The organism is Streptomyces sp. NPDC003023, from assembly GCF_042888225.1.
Classification (GTDB): domain Bacteria; phylum Actinomycetota; class Actinomycetes; order Streptomycetales; family Streptomycetaceae; genus Streptomyces.
The window spans coordinates 75,595-92,840 of sequence record NZ_JBIAPL010000007.1; the positions used below are offsets into that span (position 1 = coordinate 75,595).

Genomic DNA, 17,246 nt, shown 5'->3' on the forward strand with positions numbered 1-17,246 from the left:
GGCGGCGCCTCCCAATTTCCGGGTCGTGGGGGACAATCACGCCGTGACCTTGAACATCACTGTCGATGCCGACTCGTCCGACGCGCCCTACGAGCAACTGCGCGCCCAGATCGCCGAGCAGGCCCGCTCCGGCACGCTGCCCGTCGGGTACCGCCTGCCGACCGTCCGCGGTCTCGCGGAGGAACTGGGGCTCGCGGCCAACACCGTGGCGAAGGCGTACCGGGCGCTGGAGGGCGACGGGGTGATCGAGACGAAGGGCCGCAACGGGACGTTCGTCGCGGCGGCGGGGGACGCGGCCCAGCGGCGGGTGGCCGAGGCGGCGGCGGAGTTCGCGACGCTGGCGCGCCGCCTCGGCATCCCGGAGGAGACGGCGGTGGGCGCGGTCGAGGACGCGGTGCGGGCGGTGTACGGCGCGGGGAACTGACGCGGAGACGCGCGGGGAAAGAAGCGGGCCCCGTACGGGGCTGTTTCCGCCGCCCGGCCGTTTTCCGGTCCTCGACCACCGTCCCGGGCTGCTTCCCGCCGCCGCGTCAGAGGTACAGGCCCGCGTCCGCGCCCCCTCCGGCCTGCGTCGGGACCGACGCCGGCGCCGTGCCGCGGCGGAGCGCGTAGAGCTCCGCGAGCGTCGAGCCCTCGCGGCCCACGCCCTCCTCCGTGCCGAGCCACGACACGGCCTCGGGCCGTGTCAGAGGGCCCACCTCGATGCGGGCCAGGCAGCGGCCCGGGCGGACGACGGCCGGGTGGAGCCGCTCCAGGTCCTCGTTGGTGGTGACACCGACGAGGACGTTGCGGCCCTGGCCCAGCAGACCGTCCGTCAGGTTGAGCAGGCGGGACAGCGCCTGGCCCGCCGTGTGCCTGGCCTCGCCGCGGATCAGCTCGTCGCAGTCCTCCAGGAGGAGCAGCCGCCAGCGCCCCTTGGACGTGCCCTCGTCCTCGCCGATCGCGATGTCCATCAGATAGCCGACGTCGTTGAACAGCCGCTCCGGGTCCAGCACGCAGTCCACCTGGCACCAGTCGCGCCACGAGCGGGCGAGGGTGCGCAGTGCGGACGTCTTGCCCGTGCCCGGCGGGCCGTGGAGCAGCAGCAGCCGGCCCGCGATGTCGTCCGGGGTCACCTTCATCAGCCGGTCCATCGCGTCGGCGACCGGCGCGGTGTAGTTGGGACGGACCTCGTCCCATGTGCCGGCGGCGATCTGCCGGGTCGTGCGGTGCGGGCCGCGGCGCGGTGAGACGTACCAGAATCCCATGGTCACGTTCGACGCCTCCGGCTCCGGCTCGTCCGCCGCGCCGTCCGTCGCCGCCTTGAGGATCCGTTCCGCGAGCTCGGAGGTGACCGCGGTGACCGTGACGTCGGCGGCGCGGTTCCAGCGGGAGACCAGCAGTGTCCAGCCGTCTCCCTGGGCGAGCGTGGCGCTGCGGTCGTCGTCGCGCGCCGAGCGCAGCACGGAGGCGCCGGGTGGCAGCATCGTCGCGCCGGACTTGACCCGGTCGATCGAGGAGCTGTGCGAGTACGGCTGCTCGCCCGTCGCGAAGCGGCCGAGGAACAGCGCGTCGACGACGTCGGAGGGTGAATCGCTGTCGTCGACGTTGAGCCGGATCGGCAGCGCGTCCTGGGGGTTGGCAGACATGGCGCCCATGATCCGGCACGTCACCGGCCGCCGCACCGTCTTTTGCCCGGTGCGGCCGGTGCGGCCGGTGTGACCGGTGCGGTGGTGCGGCCGGTGCGGCGGGACCTGCGGCCGATGTCCGTTCAGCGCCGGTCGCGCGGGACGGCCCGGCACTTCCCGTGGGCCGCGGCGACGGCGCACCTCCGTGAACCCCCGCGCCTCCCCGCGTCGGCCCGTGCCTGTCGCGGCACCGACACCGGCCCTTTCTGACGGCGGATCAGTCGCTTCGTGCCACAGCGCCCCAGGCGCCCCACTAACTCGTCAGTAACAATTCTTGGCATGGACACTTCCGGTGAAGTCCGTCCGCTGGTACCAAAGTTGAGGCAGAGATCCTGCTAAAGGGAGGTTCCATGAAACTGTCCCGAGTCGCGGCATTCTCATCATCACTCCTCCTCGGCGCTGTCCTCGCTCTCACCGGAGCGGGCCCGGCGCAGGCCGACACCACCGCCCAGTCACTGGACTACGTGGCCCTCGGCGACTCCTACTCCTCCGGTGTGGGAGCCGGCAGTTACGACAGCGCGAGCGGTAACTGCAAGCGCAGCACCAGGGCTTTCCCCAAGCTCTGGGCGAACTCCAATTCACCCTCGTCGTTCGCGTTCACCGCTTGCTCCGGCGCTCGTACGGGTGATGTCACGGCAAGTCAGCTCGGCCCGCTCAGCTCCGCCACCGACCTCGTCTCCATCACCGTCGGCGGCAATGACGCCGGCTTCGCGGACGTCATGACCACATGCGTCCTGCAGTCCGAGTCGACCTGCATCAACCGGATCAACCAGGCGAAGGCGTACGTCGACACGACCCTGCCGGGAAAGCTCGACCAGGTGTACTCGGCGATCAGCGCAAAGGCCCCCGCGGCCAGGGTCGTCGTCCTCGGCTATCCCCGCTTCTACAAGCTGGGCGGCAGCTGTGTCGCCGGCCTGAGCGAGAACGAGCGGCGAGCCATCAACGACGCTGCGGACCACCTCAACACGGCGACCGCCAAGCGTGCGGCGGACCACGGGTACACCTTCGGAAGTGTCGTCGGGACGTTCACCGGTCACGAGATCTGCTCCGGTTCGTCATGGCTCCACAGCGTCAACTGGCTGAACATCGGCGAGTCGTACCACCCGACAGCGGCCGGTCAGTCCGGCGGCTATCTGCCCGTGTTCAACGCCAACGACTAGGGTCTTCCGTTCGGATCAGGCCGGATGAGCGAGCGTGCGCGCAAGGGCACGCGAGCCCGGCGGGATCCGGACGAAAGGCCCTGAGCGCACGGTGCGGCCCGGCTGCCGGTGGACGCGGAAGCGTCCGCCGGCGGACCGGAACTCCGGCTCCGCCCGGCAGGCGGTCACCCGCCGCCTCCGACCAGCACCCAGACCAGGGCCGCCACGATGAGCAGCATCAGCGCCACCCCCACGGCGAGCACCGCCGTGGCCCGCCTGGTCTCGTCCGGCCCGGTCGCCGCCGCGGTCACGGCCGCGGGCTGCCGGGCGGCGGGTCCGGCGTCCGGCTCTCCCGCGCGGTCCGCCGCGGTGCTCGGTGCGGTGTCCGTGGAGGACGCGGACGCCGGCGTGTCGGTACGCACGCCGCCTCCCGCACTCGCGAGACGCAGCTGATGCTCGGCCTCCGCCCCGTCGAGCCGGTCCGCGGGGTCGGGGCGCAACAACCCGGCGACGACCGGGCCCAGGCCGTCGGCGGCGCCCGCTGCCTTCGGGCTCCGGAGCCCGGTTTCCGCGCCGGGCGGCAGTCCTTCTTCCCGTGAGGGCGACGGCTCCTCCCCCGAGGGCGACCACTCCCGCCGCGAAGGCGGCGACACGGCCGCGCGCAGCAGCGCCCCCAGCGACCACAGGTCCGATTCCGGGCGCGGGGCCCTGCCCGGCGCCCTCTCCGGTGCTCCGAACCCCGGAGTGTCGTCGGCCGTCAGTGTTCCGAAGTCGGTGACCATCACCCGCCCGTCGTTGGCGATCAGCACGTTCGACGGTTTGACGTCCCCGTGCGGCACGCCCGCGGCGTGGGCGGCCCGCAGGGCGGCCAGGATCTCCGCCCCGATGTGGGCGGCGCGGTGCGGCGGCAGCGGGCCCTCCGCGTCGAGGACGTCGGCGAGGGTGAGCCCTCGGACGAGTTCCATGACGATCCACGGCCGGCCGTCGTCGGTGGCCACGTCGTGGACGGCGACCACGTTGCGGTGCGAGACGCGGCCGGCGGTGCGGGCGGCGTTCTCCAGGTGGTCGTACAGCCTGCGCGCCTCTCCGGCGTCGGCGGAGGCGGGTGCACTGATCTCCCTGACGGCGACCTCGCGCCCCAGCATCTCGTCCCGGGCCCGCCACACGAAGCCCGTCACGCCCTCGCCCAGCGGGCTCAGCAGCCGGTAGCGGCCCGCGACCAGCCGTACGGATCCCGGCGTCCCCGGAACGTCGCCCATGACCGGCCTCCTGTCCCGCAACCAGATCCGCAACACGGCGGAAACCACTCCAAGCTAGCTCAAGTCACGGCGTTTGAAGCAGTCCTGAGTGGTCATCAATGTGATGGAGTCCGGAAAACGCATGCACGCTGTCCAACTCGCCCTGGAAACACCCGCATTCAGAGAGTAATTGTCAACCCGTGTACGGGTGTGGTGAATCATGCCGGCGGGATACACGGGTGTCCCGCCGGGGCGATAGGGTTACCCTGCCCGGGCCGGGTGCCTCGTACGGGTGGGGAGTGACATGGAACAGATAACAATGCGCAGCAGGGCGCGAGTGCCTGCCATCACATGCGGGAGCGGTGCGACCAGCTCGCGCCTAGACCGCCACCTCTCGGTGCTCGGCGGCCCTGCCGTCCCGCAGCGCGAGTCGGCGGAGGCGACGCTGCTGATGCGAGAACTGACCTCGCGTGACGTGACGCGCAGCCACAGGAGCAGGAGTGCACGCGTGTCGCTCTTCGCGCCCCTGCGCCGACTGCGCCGCTCACTGTTCGGCAGCCGCCGCTGAACCGACCCGGCCGCACCGCCCACCGGCTCCCACGGCGTCGGGACGACCCCGCCCAACCCCGCTCAGGCGACCACACCGTCCCGGCGCAGTACCGCTGCAGCTTCATCCGTCATCCCCAAGGCCCGAAGCAGCGTGTCGGTGTGCTCGCCCAGACCGGGCACCGCCCCCATCACAGCCGGTTCCCCGCCCGGCAGATTGATCGGCGGCAGCATCGCCCGGAGCGGCCCCACCGGTGACCCGACCTCGCGCCACCGGTCCCGCGCCTTCAGCTGTGGATGAGCGGCCACGTCGGCCATGCCGTTGAGCCGTGCGCAGGCGATGCCCGCCGCCTCCAGCCGCGTCACCGCCTCCGCGGTGCCCAGCCCCGCCAGCGCCTTGGCCACCACCGCGTCCGTGCGCTCGCGATTCACCGTCCGGGCCCTGTTGGTGGAGAACGCCGGATCCAGGGCCAGCGCCGGCTCCTCCAGTACCTGTTCGGCGAGCCGCCGCCACTCGCGGTCGTTCTGCACGGACAGCAGGACCTGGCCGCCGTCGGCGGTGGAGTAGGCGTCGTACGGCGCGATGACGGCGTGCGCGAGACCCGTGCGTGCCGGTGTCCCGCCCCCGTGCATCGTGTGGTGCAGCGGGTGCCCCGTCCATTCGGCCAGCGACTCCAGCATCGAGATCTCCACCGGGCCGCCGAGCCCGGTGGCACCGCGTCGCAGCAGCGCCGCCAGCACACCGGAGAAGGCGTACATGGCGGCGGCGATGTCGGCCGCCGGGATGCCCGCCTTCACCGGCTCCTCCGGCGTGCCCGTGACGGAGACCAGGCCGGCTTCGCACTGTACGAGCATGTCGTAGGCCCTCTTGTGCGCGTACGGCCCCTCGGCGCCGTAACCGGAGATGTCGACGGCGACCAGCCGCGGATGCCTGGCGCACAGGGCCGCTGCGTCCAGTCCCAGCCGGGCGGCCGCGCCCTGCGCGAGGTTCTGCACGAACACGTCCGCGCCGGCGACGAGCCGGTGCACGATGTCCCGGCCCCGCGGGTCCTTGAGATCGACCGCGATGGACTCCTTGCCCCGGTTGCACCACACGAAGTGCGACGCGAGGCCGCGGGCGGCCGTGTCGTACCCGCGGGCGAAGTCCCCGCCGTCAGGACGCTCCACCTTGATGACACGGGCGCCGAGATCGGCGAGCTGACGGGTGGCGAACGGGGCGGAGACGGCCTGCTCGACGGCGACGACGGTGATGCCGCCGAGGGGCAGCGGTTGCGGCTGATGGCTCATCCGCCGTGCATATCGTGTACCGGCCACCTTTGTCACCACCCCGGTGGCCGGGCGGGGTCAGGACCGGGTGAGCCGCCGCACCGCGAGCGGCACACGGAGCGCGAGCGGCGCCGGTGACCGGCACACGGCGTCGGCGACCGGATGGGCCACCGGCCGGGCCGCGTCGGCCGGTGGCGCCGCGTTGCCGAACAGCTCGCGCACCGCGGCGCTCACGGCGGAGACCGGGTTCCGCTCCGCGGCCGTGCGCAGCCGTCCCGGCAGGCCGTCGGTGGGCAGACAGGCGCTCGACAGCCAAGGCAGCACGAAGGTCGCACTGCCCGGTTGGCCGGCTGCCTCCTCGCTGCGCGAGGCGGGCCGAGCAGGATGCCCACCCAGGTGGTGGCCAGGCGGAACGCTGCCGGGCCGTCGCCGTCATGTGGAGCGCGGCTCTTGCTGCGCGTACCTGGCGGGGCAGCCGGCCCGGCCGGTCCGCGGTGCCTACGCAGTGCCCCCGTGCTCCGTTGGGCCCGCGCGGCGCCCCCCGTCCGCCGGGCCCGCGCGGCACCGCCTCACAGCAGTGCGAACTGCCCCTCCGGGCCCTCCTCCGCGTGGTCCAGGACCGACGCCGGACGGCGCGAGCGGGCCGGCGGCGGGAGGACGCCCGCCGAGCGGAGTGCCTCGGCGGGCAGCCACCGCCCGGATTCGGCCAAAGCCGTTCGCTGCGGAGCCAGTTCGGCCAGCAGCGCCAGTACGGTGATCAGCTCCAGCAACTCGGAGGTCCACGACTGCGGCCAGGACGCCGGCCCCACCGCCTCCAGCGTGCCCGGTTCCGCCCCCTCCGTGCGCTGCGCGAACCACAGCTCGAGCACCCGCACGCCGCCCATCTCGAAGTGCCAGGCCGCCGCCGGGACAGGCGAGACACGACCGGTGCCGCCGACCAGCAGGGCCTCGTCGGCAGCGTCGTAGTCGAGCGAGCCGGGCCGGGCCGGGACGGCCGCGCGGACGTAGGGCCGTCGACCGCCCGGCAGCTTCGGGCGCTCGCCGCCCCGCGCGCCGCGCAGCATGACGCGGATCAGCTCGCGGCCCAGGGCGACACCGGAGGCCCACACGCCGGCGTCCTCGGTGAGCGGCACCGCGCACCCCGCCGTGGACGGCTGCCAGGCCGCCACCACCCACGCGGCGAAGTCCTCCGCGTCCACGGGGTGCCCGTACCGCTCGCCCAGCAGCTCGGTGAGGCCCGGGGCGAGGTTGGGCTCGTGACCGCCGGGCCGCCGGTAGAGCGGGCGGACCCGTCCCGGCCGGCCCGCCGGTGAACGCCCGTCCGGCAGCAGCCCGGACACCACCAGGGCAGGGCCCGTCTCCACGACGAACAGCTGCCGTTCGTCCCGTACCCGCCACAACTCGGGCCTGGCCACGTCGATCAGCCGGTGGTCCGGTATCAGCCACTGCTCGTCGAACGCGCCGTGCAGCACCCGCACGGGCTCCGGGCAGGGCCCGTTCTCGCGCGCCAGCCGCCCCGTACCGGTCGGCCGGCCCGGCAGCTGAGCGACCGCGCTGTGCGGTCCCCGCAGCCTGGTCGGGCGGAACAACGCCGCACGCTCGTCGCCCTCTGCCCGTACGAGGGCGTCCCAACGCGCCCGCAGGGTCGCCGCGTCCGGGGCCATCACCCAGCTCCGGCCCAGCCGAAGCGGCGCGACGGACCACGGCATGAGGTCGTCGAGCAGCGGTACGTCCTCGGTGAGAGCAGACACCGTCCGCATGGTAGTCAGCCCCGCTACTCCGCGGCGTCCAAGGTGACGGAGAACGAGAACCGGTCGCCGCGGTAGCGGATGCGGGCCACGTCGACGACCCGGCCGGAGTCGTCGTAGGTCACCCCGGTGTAGTGGAGGATCGGGCTCAGCAGCGGGACCCGCAGCAGTTCCGCGGTCCGCGGGTCCGCGAGCCGTGCCTCCACCGTGTCCGTGATCCGGCTGATCCGGACGCCCAGCGCGTCCCGCAGCACCTTGGTCATCGGCCAGCGTTCCAGGTCGGCGACGTCCAGACCGGCGGCGACGTCCGGGTGCAGGGCGTTCTCCGCCCAGTTGGTCGGCTCGCCGCTGTCCCCGTCACAGCGCAGCCGCCGGTACATCACGATCTCCGCCGCGCCCGGGAAGTGCTCGGCGAGCTCACCGGGCACCGGCTCGGGGCCGTGGCCGAGGATCGTGGTGAGCTCGCCGGACTGCTGCGCGACGATCGCGTCGATGGAGCCGAGGAGCCGGCGGGGCGCGCCCCGCCGGGCTCCCGGTTCGATGAAGGTGCCGCGCCGCCGGTGCCTGCTGATCAGGCCCTCCGTCTCCAGCTCCTTGAGTGCCTGGCGCATGGTCAGGACGCTCACACCGTAGTGCTGGGCCAGCTGCTCCTCGGTGGGCAGCCGCAGCGACGCCTCGGGCCCTCGGCCCAGTATCGAGGCGCGCAGCGACTGCGAGACCTGGTACCACAGCGGCAGCTTGCGGTTCAGGACCAGCGAGTCGGGGGCGAAGGAGGACACGGCATCTCCGTACACGGCATCTCTCTACTACGGCCGGAAGTGACGCTCAAGACCCTGCCACACGTTGTCGTACCCCTTCTGCAGATGGTCGGCTTCCGCGGCCTGGCCGGTGGCGGTGACCGGCCAGCGGGTCTCGAACATGAAGGCCAGCCCGTCGTCGATCTTCTGCGGCCGCAGTTCCGCGGCGCTCGCCCGGTCGAAGGTCTCACGGTCGGGGCCGTGCGCCGACATCATGTTGTGCAGCGAGCCGCCGCCCGGCAGGAAGCCCTCGGCCTTGGCGTCGTACGCGCCCTCGATGAGGCCCATGTACTCGCTCATCACATTGCGGTGGAAGTACGGCGGCCGGAAGGTGTCCTCGCCGACCAGCCAGCGCGGCGCGAAGACGACGAAGTCGACGCCGGCGAGACCGGGGGTGTCGGACGGCGAGGTCAGCACGGTGAAGATCGACGGGTCGGGGTGGTCGTACGAGATCGACCCGATGACGTTGAAGCGGCGCAGGTCGTAGACGTAGGGGACATGGTTGCCGTGCCAGGCGACCACGTCGAGGGGGGAGTGGTCATAGGTCGCGGTCCACAGGTTTCCGCAGAACTTGTTGACGACCTCGACCGGGCGCTCGACGTCCTCGTACGCGGCGACCGGCGCCAGGAAGTCACGGGCGTTCGCCAGGCCGTTGGCGCCGATCGGGCCGAGGTCGGGGAGCTGGAACGGCTGCCCGTAGTTCTCGCAGACGTAGCCCCGTGCGGTCTCGTCCAGGAGCTCGACCCGGAAGCGGACGCCGCGCGGGACAAGGGCGACCTCGCCGGGGCGGACCGGCAGCAGACCGAACTCGGTCACCAGCAGCAGGCCGCCCCGCTCGGGGACGATCAGCAGCTCGCCGTCGGAGTCGCTGAACACCCGGTCCGTCATCGACGTGTCGGCGTTGTAGAGGTGGATGGCCATGCCGGTGCGCTGGGTCGCGTCGCCGTTGCCGCCGAGGGTCCACAGGCCCGCCAGCCAGTCCGTGCCGGGCGCGGGCTCGGGCAGCGGGTTCCAGCGCAGCCGGTTGGGGTCGGGCACGGTCTCGGTGAAGGGGGCGCTGCGGATGTGGCCGTTGTCGGCGCGGACGAACGGGGGGTGCGCGGCCGACGGGCGGATCCGGTACAGCCAGGACCGGTGGTTGTGCGCGCGGGGCTCGGTGAAGGCGGACCCGCTGAGCTGCTCCGCGTAGAGACCGTGGGGGGCGCGCTGGGGGGAGTTGCGCCCGCGCGGAAGTGCTCCGGGTTCCGCCTCGGAGCTGTGTTCGTTGCCGAAGCCGGGGGAGAACGACTGATCGGTCAGTCCTTCGACAATCTTCCGCGCCTGCTCGGTGCCGCTCATCGCCCGCTCCTGGTGCTGAGGGTCCGCCGACCCATTCCTATGGACAACCACAGGATTGCAGGTCCACCCCGTCATCGGCAACGGGACGGCATGACGGACCGCGTGTCGACGGCAGGTTTCCCTCCTCCTTCCCGTCCCCGTCTCCGCAGTGCACCGGTGGAGCGGCGCAGCGCCGGCCCGCTCGCCCGGATCCTGGACGCCTGCGCCGAAGTCCTCGAAGAGGACGGCTGTGAGCGGCTGTCCACCCGGACGGTCGCCGTCAGGGCCGGGTCCCGATCGGCTCCGTCCACCGCTTCCTCTGCGACAAGCGCGCCCTGGTCAGCGCGCTCGCCCGCCGCGACCTGGACGGCTACGCCGAACCTGCTGCCCACCGGGGGCGAGGAGATCGTGACCGAGACATGGGCGCCGCTGTGCGCGTGTCCCGCCCGGATCCTCGGCCGACGGCGGCCAGGCCGACGCGTCGGAAAGCGGCCTTCCCGCGCATGCGTACCGGTCGGTATGCTCGATCGGCCGACACTTCGCCGCTGCCGCCGCCCCGGGAGGGCTCATGCCCCGCACCGCCCCCGACACCCGCACGACGACGTCCCCGCCCGCCGCACAGACGCGCACCGCCCTGCGGATCTGCCCCCTGTGCGAAGCCACCTGCGGACTCACCCTCACCATCGATGGCACCCGCGTCACCCGCGCCCGCGGCGACCAGGACGACATCTTCAGCCAGGGCTTCATCTGCCCCAAAGGGGCCTCCTTCGGGGAGCTCGACGCCGACCCGGACCGGCTGCGCACCCCCCTGATCCGGGAGGACGGCGAGCTGCGCGACGCGACCTGGGAGGAGGCGTTCGACCTGATCGCCGCGCGGATCAGGCCGCTGATCGAGGAGCACGGACCCGACGCCGTGGGAGTCGTCCTCGGCAACCCGAACGTCCACACCATGGCCGGCGGCCTCTATCCGCCCGTACTGATCTCCGCGCTGGGCACCCGCAACATCTTCTCCGCCTCCACCCTCGACCAGATGCCCAAGCACGTCTCCAGCGGACTGCTGTTCGGCAGCGCCGTGGCGATCCCCGTGCCCGACCTGGACCGCACCGACCATCTGCTGATGCTCGGCGCCAACCCGCTGGAGTCGAACGGCAGCCTGTGCACCGCGCCCGACTTCCCCGGCAAGCTCAAGGCGCTCCGCCGCCGCGGGGGCACCCTCACCGTCGTCGACCCGCGCCGCACCCGCACCGCCCGGCTCGCCGACCGGCACGTCGCCATCCGCCCGGGCACCGACGCCCTGCTGCTCGCCGCTCTCGCCCAGGTGCTCTTCGAGGAGGGGCTCACGGATCTCGGCGCCCTGGCCGGCCACGTCGAGGGCGTCGCCGAAGTGGAGGCCGCGGTCAAGGACTTCACGCCCGAAGCCGTGGCCGGCGCCTGCGACATGGACGCGCAGGAGATCCGTACGATCGCCCGGGAACTCGCGGCCGCACCGACGGCAGCCGTCTACGGACGCATCGGCAGCTGCACCGTCGAGCACGGCACCCTCGCCAGCTGGCTGGTCGACGTCCTCAACGTCCTGACCGGCAATCTCGACCGGCCCGGTGGCGCCCTCTTCCCGCTCGCCGCCACCGATCGCGCCCCGCGCCCCGCGGCCCCCGGCAAGGGGTTCGCGCTCGGCCGCTGGAACAGCAGGGTCGGCGGCCACCCCGAGGCCAAGGGCGAACTGCCCATCGCCGCGCTCTCGGAGGAGATCGAGACACCGGGCGAGGGACGGATCCGTGCCGTGATCGCCGTCGCCGCCAACCCGGTGCTGTCCGCCCCCGACGGCGACCGCCTCGACCGGGCCCTGGCCGGCCTCGACCTGATGATCAGCGTCGACCCCTATCTCAACGAGACCTCACGCCACGCCGACGTCGTGCTGCCCCCACCGCCGCCGGCCCAGAGCGCCCACTTCGACTTCGCGTTCAACGCGCTGGCCGTCAGCAACCAGGTCCGCTACAGCCCCGCCGCCGTACCGCTGGAGGCCGGGCTGATGGACGAGTGCGAGATCCACGCGCGACTGGTCCTGGCCGTGTCGGGGATGCACGGGGCCGATCCGTCCGCCGTCGACGACATGGTCATCCGGAAAGCCCTGGCCAAAGCGGTCACGGACCCGCACTCGCCGCTCTTCCGAACCGACCCCGCAGAGCAGGCGCGGCTGCTGGGCGGCAGCAGCGGCCCCGAACGGCGGCTGGACATGATGCTCCGCCTCGGCCCGTACGACCTCGTCCTCGACGACCTGCTGCGGGCACCGCACGGAATCGACCTCGGCCCCCTCCGGCCCCGCCTCCCGCAGATCCTCAGGACCCGCAGCGGACGCGTCGAACTGCTGCCCGGCCCGATCGCCGACGACCTGCCCAGGCTGCGCGCGGCGCTCACCCAGCGGCCTGCCGGTCTCGTACTCGTCGGCCGCCGCCATCTGCGCTCCAACAACAGCTGGCTCCACAACGTGCCCACGCTGAACGGCGGTTCCAACCGCTGCACCCTCCATGTCCACCCGGACGACGCCGCCCGGCTCGGCCTCGAGGACGGTGCCACGGCACGCGTCACCGCGGACGGCGGCAGTGTCGAGGCCCCGGTCGAGATCACGGACTCGGTACGGGCGGGAGTCGTGAGCCTGCCGCACGGGTGGGGCCACAGCCGTCCCGGCACCCGTATGACGGTGGCCGCGGGCAGTCCCGGCGTCAACGTCAACCAGCTGCTGGACGGATCACGCCTGGACCCCCTCTCGGGAACGGCGGTGCTCAACGCCATCCCCGTGGATGTGACGCCAACCCGATGACCTGGGGTTTTGCTCGTATTGCTCACACGTCGACATCTTGTTAACGGCAGATGACGACACCTAACGTCATCCGGACCGCACCCCGGTGGCCGCTTCCGCCGGTGGCAGTTCAAGGATGAACGTTAGGTGTCCCCATGCTGACAATCCTCGGCTTCGCCATGATCGGGACCTTTCTGGTCCTGATCATGATGAAGAAGATGTCGCCGATCGCGGCGCTGGTCCTCATACCCGCCCTCTTCTGCGTCGCTGTCGGGCAGGGCGCCCAGCTCGGCGACTACGTCCTCGAGGGTGTCGGCAACCTCGCCCCCACGGCGGCGATGCTGATGTTCGCCATCGTCTACTTCGGTGTGATGATCGACGTCGGGCTCTTCGACCCGATCGTGCGGGGCATCCTCCGCTTCTGCAAGGCGGACCCGCTGCGCATCGTGGTCGGTACGGCGGTGCTCGCCGCGATCGTCTCGCTGGACGGTGACGGCTCCACCACTTTCATGATCACTGTCTCGGCGATGTATCCCCTCTACAAGCGCCTCAAGATGAGCCTGGTCGTGCTGACCGGCATCGCCGCCACGGCGAACGGTGTGATGAACACCCTGCCCTGGGGCGGCCCCACCGCCCGTGCCGCCACCGCGCTCAAGCTGGACGCCGCCGACATCTTCGTACCCATGATCCCGGCGCTCGGGGTCGGCCTCGTCTTCGTGCTCCTCCTCGCCTGCGTCCTCGGCCGACGCGAGCGCAAGCGGCTCGGGTACCTCAGCCTCGACGAGGTGCTCGAGCCGGAGACCGAGACGGTGCTCGTCAAGGCCGGTGGTGGCGGCGAGCGCCCCGCGACCGGCGGCTCGTCGGCCGGCTCCGACTCCGACTCCGCTTCCGATTCGGGGGAGCCGCACCTGGAAGGCGGGTTCCAGGGCCTGGACCCCGACCGCCCCACCCTGCGCCCGAAGCTGTACTGGTTCAACGCCGGCCTCACCCTCGCCCTGCTCACCGCCATGATCATGGAACTGCTGCCGATCCCGGTGCTGTTCCTCATCGGCGCGGCGCTGGCCCTGACCGTCAACTTCCCCAAGATGTCCGAGCAGAAGGCCCGGATCGCGGCACACGCCGACAACGTCCTCAACGTCTCCGGCATGGTCTTCGCCGCCGCGGTCTTCACCGGCGTCCTCACCGGCACCGGCATGGTCGAGCACATGGCGGACTGGCTGGTCGCCGCCATCCCGGACGGCATGGGCCCGCACATGGCGATCGTCACCGGCGTACTGAGCCTTCCGCTCACGTACTTCATGTCCAACGACGGCTTCTACTTCGGTGTCCTGCCGGTCCTCGCCGAGGCGGGCGCCGCCCACGGCGTGTCACCCCTGGAGATCGCCCGGGCGTCCCTCGTCGGGCAGCCCCTGCACATGTCCAGCCCGCTCGTCCCCGCGGTGTACGTCCTCGTCGGCATGGCGAAGGTCGAGTTCGGCGACCACACCAGATTCACGGTGAAGTGGGCGGCGCTCACCTGCCTGGTGGTGCTCGGGGCCGGGATCCTGTTCGGCATCGTCTGACATGGGCAGGTTCTGGCTGCTCCGTCTCGTCATCGCCTTCGGCTTCGCGCAGGGGGCGGTGTCGATGGCGCGTCCGGCCGTCTCGTACCGGGCGCTGGCGCTCGGCGCGGACGAGCGGGCGATCGGCGTGATCGCCGGTGCGTACGCGCTGCTTCCGCTGTTCGCCGCCGTACCGCTGGGCCGCAGGACCGACCACGGCCGGTGCGCGCCGCTGCTGCCGCTCGGCGTCGTACTCATCGCGGGCGGCTGCGCGTTGAGCGGACTCGCGGGCTCGCTCGCCGCGATGGCGGCGTGGAGCGGGGTCATGGGACTCGGGCATCTCTGTTTCGTCATCGGCGCCCAGTCGATCGTCGCCCGGCAGTCCGTGCCAGCCGAACAGGACCGCAACTTCGGTCACTTCACCATCGGCGCGTCCCTCGGGCAGCTGGCCGGGCCCGTTGCCGCAGGGGCGTTGATCGGCGGCGACATGATGCGGACGAGTGCGCTGGCGCTCGTCGTCTCCGCGGCCGTCTGCGCCGCGGCCCTCACCTCGCTGTGGCGGATCGAGCGCCGGACGCCGCGGGCCGAGCGGAAGCGGCGCGAGCCGGCGGAGAAGGTGCCCGTGCACCGCATCCTGCGCACCCGTGGCGTGCCTGCGGGGATCTTCATCAGCCTCGCCGTGCTCTCGGCCACCGACATCCTGACCGCGTATCTGCCGGTGGTCGGTGAGCACCGCGGCATCCCGCCCGTCGTCGTCGGCATGCTGCTGAGTCTGCGGGCCGCCGCCACCATCGCCTGCCGGCTGGTGATGACACCGATGATCCGCGTGCTCGGCCGAACGGCCCTGCTCACCACGACCTGTCTGCTGGCGGGGGCGCTGTGCGCGGCCGTCGCGCTGCCGGTGCCGCTGTGGGCGCTCGCGGCGATGCTGGCGGCGCTCGGCTTCTGCCTGGGCGTCGGGCAGCCGCTGTCCATGACGACGGTGGTCCAGGCGGCTCCGGCCGGGGCTCGTTCGACGGCGCTCGCCCTGCGCCTGACCGGCAACCGTCTCGGCCAGGTCGCCGCCCCGGCCGCCGCCGGGCTGATCGCCGGGGTCGCGGGCACGGCGGCGCCCTTCGTGATGCTGGGTGGGCTGCTGCTCGTGTCGGGCGCGGTCGCCGTCCGTACCGGGCGGGCCGGGGCGGCCGCGGCGCAGGGCGGCGGCCGTGCAGGCGCGTCCGAGGGCGCCGGTCGTGCAGGGGCGGCAGATGCCGGCGGCCCCGACGGGGTTGCCGCCTGCGACGGTCCGCACGACGCCGACGGGGCTCAGTCCCCCGGTCGGCATACACGTCGTGTCCGCTAGTAGAGGCATTTCTGACGGCTTCTCAGCGTTTCGACGCTTCTTTCTGCCGAATTCGTGACATCTAGTCAGGCGATCGCGTGATCAGTATGACAATCGCATCGGCTTGAAGGAGCCTCGCATGAGCACGACTGCAACCCTCCGCCCCCGCCGTGTACGCCGGGGGGCCGCCGCCCTCGCCGCCGTCGCCTTCGCCGGCGTGACCCTGGCGGGCGCACCGGCCGCCTACGCCCAGCCCGGCGACAGCGGAGACCTCAAGATCCACAAGGCCGGTGTCGAGCACTGGGACACCCGGGACGACATCAAGGGGGTCTGCAAGTTCAGCCTCAGCGCCTTCAACTTCGAAAGCCTCGAGGTACTGGCCTGGGAGATCACCCCGCAGCCGCCCACGGCCACCGGCCCGACGCTGAACGACACCATCGCGCTCATCGCCGGCCGAGGCCACACGCAGCAGTACGCCCTCCCCGACGGCGACTACCTCCTCACCTGGACGGTCCCGGGCAACCCCGAGGCCAAGCAGAAGGTCTTCACCGTCGACTGCGAGAAGTACGGCGACAAGCACGGGGCCAAGGGCCAGGAGAAGGACAAGATCGAGGACAAGGAGCAGGGCAAGGACTGGTCCAAGGGTGACAAGGAAGGGCCGCACGGCGCGGTGCCCGCGGGTGGCGGCGGCATGGCCGACATGACCGGCGGGGGCGGCGACGACGGCTCCTCCGTCGGCGTGACCACCGCGCTCGTCACCGGCGCCGCCGGAGTGGCCGGCCTGGTCCTCGTCCGACGGGCCCGCCGCCGCGCCCATGGCGCCGCGTAACGTCCGCAGTCGCCGCCGCCGCAGACGCGGACCGAGCCGTGCCTGCCGTCTGACCATCACGCTCAGCGTGACGGCAACGCTGGTCACCGGCGTCGTCCGGGGGTGCGAGGACCCGCCCCCGGACGCGCCGCCGGTCACCGTCGCGGCGGACACACCGCTCGGTGCCGGCCGCCCGGTCGCCGAGCAGCAGGATGCCGCGAGCAGCACCCCGGCCGGGGCCGGCGGCCCCAGCGGGCAGGGCGGGTCCAACGTGATCGACCTGCCGCCCCTCACCACCCGTACCGCGAGGCCGGTCGCCACGCCGGCGACCGAGGCGCCGGCGCAGTCCCGGCAGCCGGCACCCCGGCCCTCGAAACCCGGGACGGCGCGGCCCACGGCGCCGGCGACACCCAAGGCGCACACGGCGAAGGGCGGCTCACTCGTCCTTCCGCCGTCCCCGGCGAAGCAACTGTCGATCCCGGCCATCATGATCGAGTCGCCGGTGATGGGGCTCGGTCTCGACAGCAAGGGTCAGCTCAGCGCCCCGCCGGTGAACAACCCGCGCCTCGTCGGCTGGTACCGCGACGGTCCGGCGCCCGGTGAGAAGGGAACGGCGCTGGTGGTCGGCCACCGCGACACCACGACCGGCCCCGCCATCTTCCTCAACCTGAACGCGCTCGACCCCGGCGACAAGGTCAACGTCGTACGCGCGGACCGGCGGACGGCTGTCTTCACCGTGGACAAGGTGCGCACCTACAAGAAGGAGGAGTTCCCCGACGCGGAGGTGTACGGCCACACCGGCCGGCCCGAACTGCGGCTGCTGACCTGCGGCGGCAGCTTCGACAAGAAGAAGGGCTACGCCGCCAACGTCGTCGTCTTCGCCCATCTCACCGACGTCAAACAGGTCTGACCGCACCGCACGGCACGCGGGGCCTGCCGTACGACACGGCGGCCCCGCGGCCGGGTGCCCGGGGAACCGGCCCGGTTTCCGGTGCGGACCGCGGACGTACGCCGCGGACCGACCGTTTCCGGCCGCCCTGCCTGGCCGTCTTGCCCGGCCG

Annotated in this window: 15 protein-coding genes; 8 read left to right on the plus strand and 7 right to left on the minus strand. The window is 72.4% G+C overall.

The window, feature by feature from the left end:
* Window positions 1-43: 43 nt before the first annotated feature.
* Window positions 44-424, plus strand: a complete 381-nt coding sequence (locus ACFYV1_RS22795; protein ID WP_389397371.1) for a GntR family transcriptional regulator — start codon at window positions 44-46, stop codon at window positions 422-424.
* 106 nt (window positions 425-530) lie between these two features.
* Here the strand turns inward: ACFYV1_RS22795 and ACFYV1_RS22800 are convergent, their stop codons facing one another.
* Complete coding sequence (locus ACFYV1_RS22800; protein ID WP_389397372.1) at window positions 531-1,628, minus strand: DUF5925 domain-containing protein; 1,098 nt, start codon at window positions 1,626-1,628, stop codon at window positions 531-533.
* Window positions 1,629-2,017: 389 nt separating this feature from the next.
* Here ACFYV1_RS22800 and ACFYV1_RS22805 point away from each other — a divergent pair, with 389 nt between their 5' ends.
* Window positions 2,018-2,827, plus strand: coding sequence for an SGNH/GDSL hydrolase family protein (locus tag ACFYV1_RS22805; RefSeq protein WP_389397373.1), 810 nt, complete (start codon window positions 2,018-2,020; stop codon window positions 2,825-2,827).
* Window positions 2,828-2,991: 164 nt separating this feature from the next.
* On the opposite strand, the gene ACFYV1_RS22810 is transcribed toward ACFYV1_RS22805, so the two are convergent.
* The gene (locus tag ACFYV1_RS22810; protein WP_389397374.1) at window positions 2,992-4,065 is read right to left on the minus strand and encodes a protein kinase; all 1,074 of its coding nucleotides are present in this window, start codon (window positions 4,063-4,065) and stop codon (window positions 2,992-2,994) included.
* Between the two features lie 283 nt (window positions 4,066-4,348).
* Between ACFYV1_RS22810 and ACFYV1_RS22815 the strand changes: the two genes are divergently transcribed.
* Window positions 4,349-4,612, plus strand: coding sequence for a hypothetical protein (locus ACFYV1_RS22815; RefSeq protein WP_389397375.1), 264 nt, complete (start codon window positions 4,349-4,351; stop codon window positions 4,610-4,612).
* A 62-nt stretch (window positions 4,613-4,674) separates the two neighbouring features.
* Here ACFYV1_RS22815 and ACFYV1_RS22820 read toward each other — a convergent pair whose 3' ends face one another.
* From ACFYV1_RS22820 to hmgA, 5 genes are all read right to left on the minus strand, one after another.
* Window positions 4,675-5,877 carry a CaiB/BaiF CoA transferase family protein gene (locus tag ACFYV1_RS22820; protein ID WP_389397376.1) on the minus strand — a complete coding sequence of 401 codons (1,203 nt, stop codon included), beginning with the start codon at window positions 5,875-5,877 and terminating at the stop codon, window positions 4,675-4,677.
* A gap of 57 nt (window positions 5,878-5,934) precedes the next feature.
* On the minus strand, window positions 5,935-6,180 hold the full coding sequence (locus tag ACFYV1_RS22825; RefSeq protein ID WP_389397377.1) for a hypothetical protein: 246 nt from the start codon (window positions 6,178-6,180) through the stop codon (window positions 5,935-5,937).
* Window positions 6,181-6,425: 245 nt separating this feature from the next.
* On the minus strand, window positions 6,426-7,616 hold the full coding sequence (locus tag ACFYV1_RS22830) for a type ISP restriction/modification enzyme (RefSeq protein WP_389397378.1): 1,191 nt from the start codon (window positions 7,614-7,616) through the stop codon (window positions 6,426-6,428).
* Window positions 7,617-7,630: 14 nt separating this feature from the next.
* Window positions 7,631-8,383: a GntR family transcriptional regulator gene (locus tag ACFYV1_RS22835; protein WP_389397379.1), complete on the minus strand. Its 753-nt coding sequence runs from the start codon at window positions 8,381-8,383 to the stop codon at window positions 7,631-7,633.
* 27 nt (window positions 8,384-8,410) lie between these two features.
* Complete coding sequence (gene hmgA, locus ACFYV1_RS22840; protein ID WP_389397380.1) at window positions 8,411-9,739, minus strand: homogentisate 1,2-dioxygenase; 1,329 nt, start codon at window positions 9,737-9,739, stop codon at window positions 8,411-8,413.
* Window positions 9,740-10,286: 547 nt separating this feature from the next.
* Here hmgA and ACFYV1_RS22845 point away from each other — a divergent pair.
* The 5 genes from ACFYV1_RS22845 to ACFYV1_RS22865 all read left to right on the plus strand — a co-directional run bounded on the left by ACFYV1_RS22845 (window position 10,287) and on the right by ACFYV1_RS22865 (window position 17,095).
* Window positions 10,287-12,536, plus strand: coding sequence for a molybdopterin oxidoreductase family protein (locus ACFYV1_RS22845; RefSeq protein ID WP_389397381.1), 2,250 nt, complete (start codon window positions 10,287-10,289; stop codon window positions 12,534-12,536).
* 134 nt (window positions 12,537-12,670) lie between these two features.
* On the plus strand, window positions 12,671-14,077 hold the full coding sequence (locus ACFYV1_RS22850; protein ID WP_389397382.1) for a CitMHS family transporter: 1,407 nt from the start codon (window positions 12,671-12,673) through the stop codon (window positions 14,075-14,077).
* 1 nt (window position 14,078) lies between these two features.
* Entirely contained in the window at window positions 14,079-15,398 is a 1,320-nt protein-coding gene (locus ACFYV1_RS22855) for an MFS transporter (RefSeq protein ID WP_389397383.1), read from the plus strand.
* A 118-nt stretch (window positions 15,399-15,516) separates the two neighbouring features.
* Complete coding sequence (locus tag ACFYV1_RS22860) at window positions 15,517-16,206, plus strand: hypothetical protein (protein ID WP_389397384.1); 690 nt, start codon at window positions 15,517-15,519, stop codon at window positions 16,204-16,206.
* A gap of 250 nt (window positions 16,207-16,456) precedes the next feature.
* Window positions 16,457-17,095 (plus strand): class F sortase, encoded by a 639-nt coding sequence (locus ACFYV1_RS22865; protein ID WP_389397700.1) that lies wholly within the window; start codon window positions 16,457-16,459, stop codon window positions 17,093-17,095.
* Window positions 17,096-17,246 lie beyond the last annotated feature (151 nt).

Excerpts from the sequence above, each read along its gene's own strand:
- hmgA (WP_389397380.1), bottom strand. The coding sequence starts at position 9,739 with ATGAGCGGCACCGAGCAGGCGCGGAAGATTGTCGAAGGACTGACCGAT.
- ACFYV1_RS22815 (WP_389397375.1), top strand. The coding sequence starts at position 4,349 with ATGGAACAGATAACAATGCGCAGCAGGGCGCGAGTGCCTGCCATCACA.
- ACFYV1_RS22805 (WP_389397373.1), top strand. The coding sequence starts at position 2,018 with ATGAAACTGTCCCGAGTCGCGGCATTCTCATCATCACTCCTCCTCGGC.
- ACFYV1_RS22855 (WP_389397383.1), top strand. The coding sequence starts at position 14,079 with ATGGGCAGGTTCTGGCTGCTCCGTCTCGTCATCGCCTTCGGCTTCGCG.
- ACFYV1_RS22845 (WP_389397381.1), top strand. The coding sequence starts at position 10,287 with ATGCCCCGCACCGCCCCCGACACCCGCACGACGACGTCCCCGCCCGCC.
- ACFYV1_RS22810 (WP_389397374.1), bottom strand. The coding sequence starts at position 4,065 with ATGGGCGACGTTCCGGGGACGCCGGGATCCGTACGGCTGGTCGCGGGC.
- ACFYV1_RS22860 (WP_389397384.1), top strand. The coding sequence starts at position 15,517 with ATGAGCACGACTGCAACCCTCCGCCCCCGCCGTGTACGCCGGGGGGCC.
- ACFYV1_RS22820 (WP_389397376.1), bottom strand. The coding sequence starts at position 5,877 with ATGAGCCATCAGCCGCAACCGCTGCCCCTCGGCGGCATCACCGTCGTC.
- ACFYV1_RS22850 (WP_389397382.1), top strand. The coding sequence starts at position 12,671 with ATGCTGACAATCCTCGGCTTCGCCATGATCGGGACCTTTCTGGTCCTG.
- ACFYV1_RS22800 (WP_389397372.1), bottom strand. The coding sequence starts at position 1,628 with ATGTCTGCCAACCCCCAGGACGCGCTGCCGATCCGGCTCAACGTCGAC.
- ACFYV1_RS22830 (WP_389397378.1), bottom strand. The coding sequence starts at position 7,616 with ATGCGGACGGTGTCTGCTCTCACCGAGGACGTACCGCTGCTCGACGAC.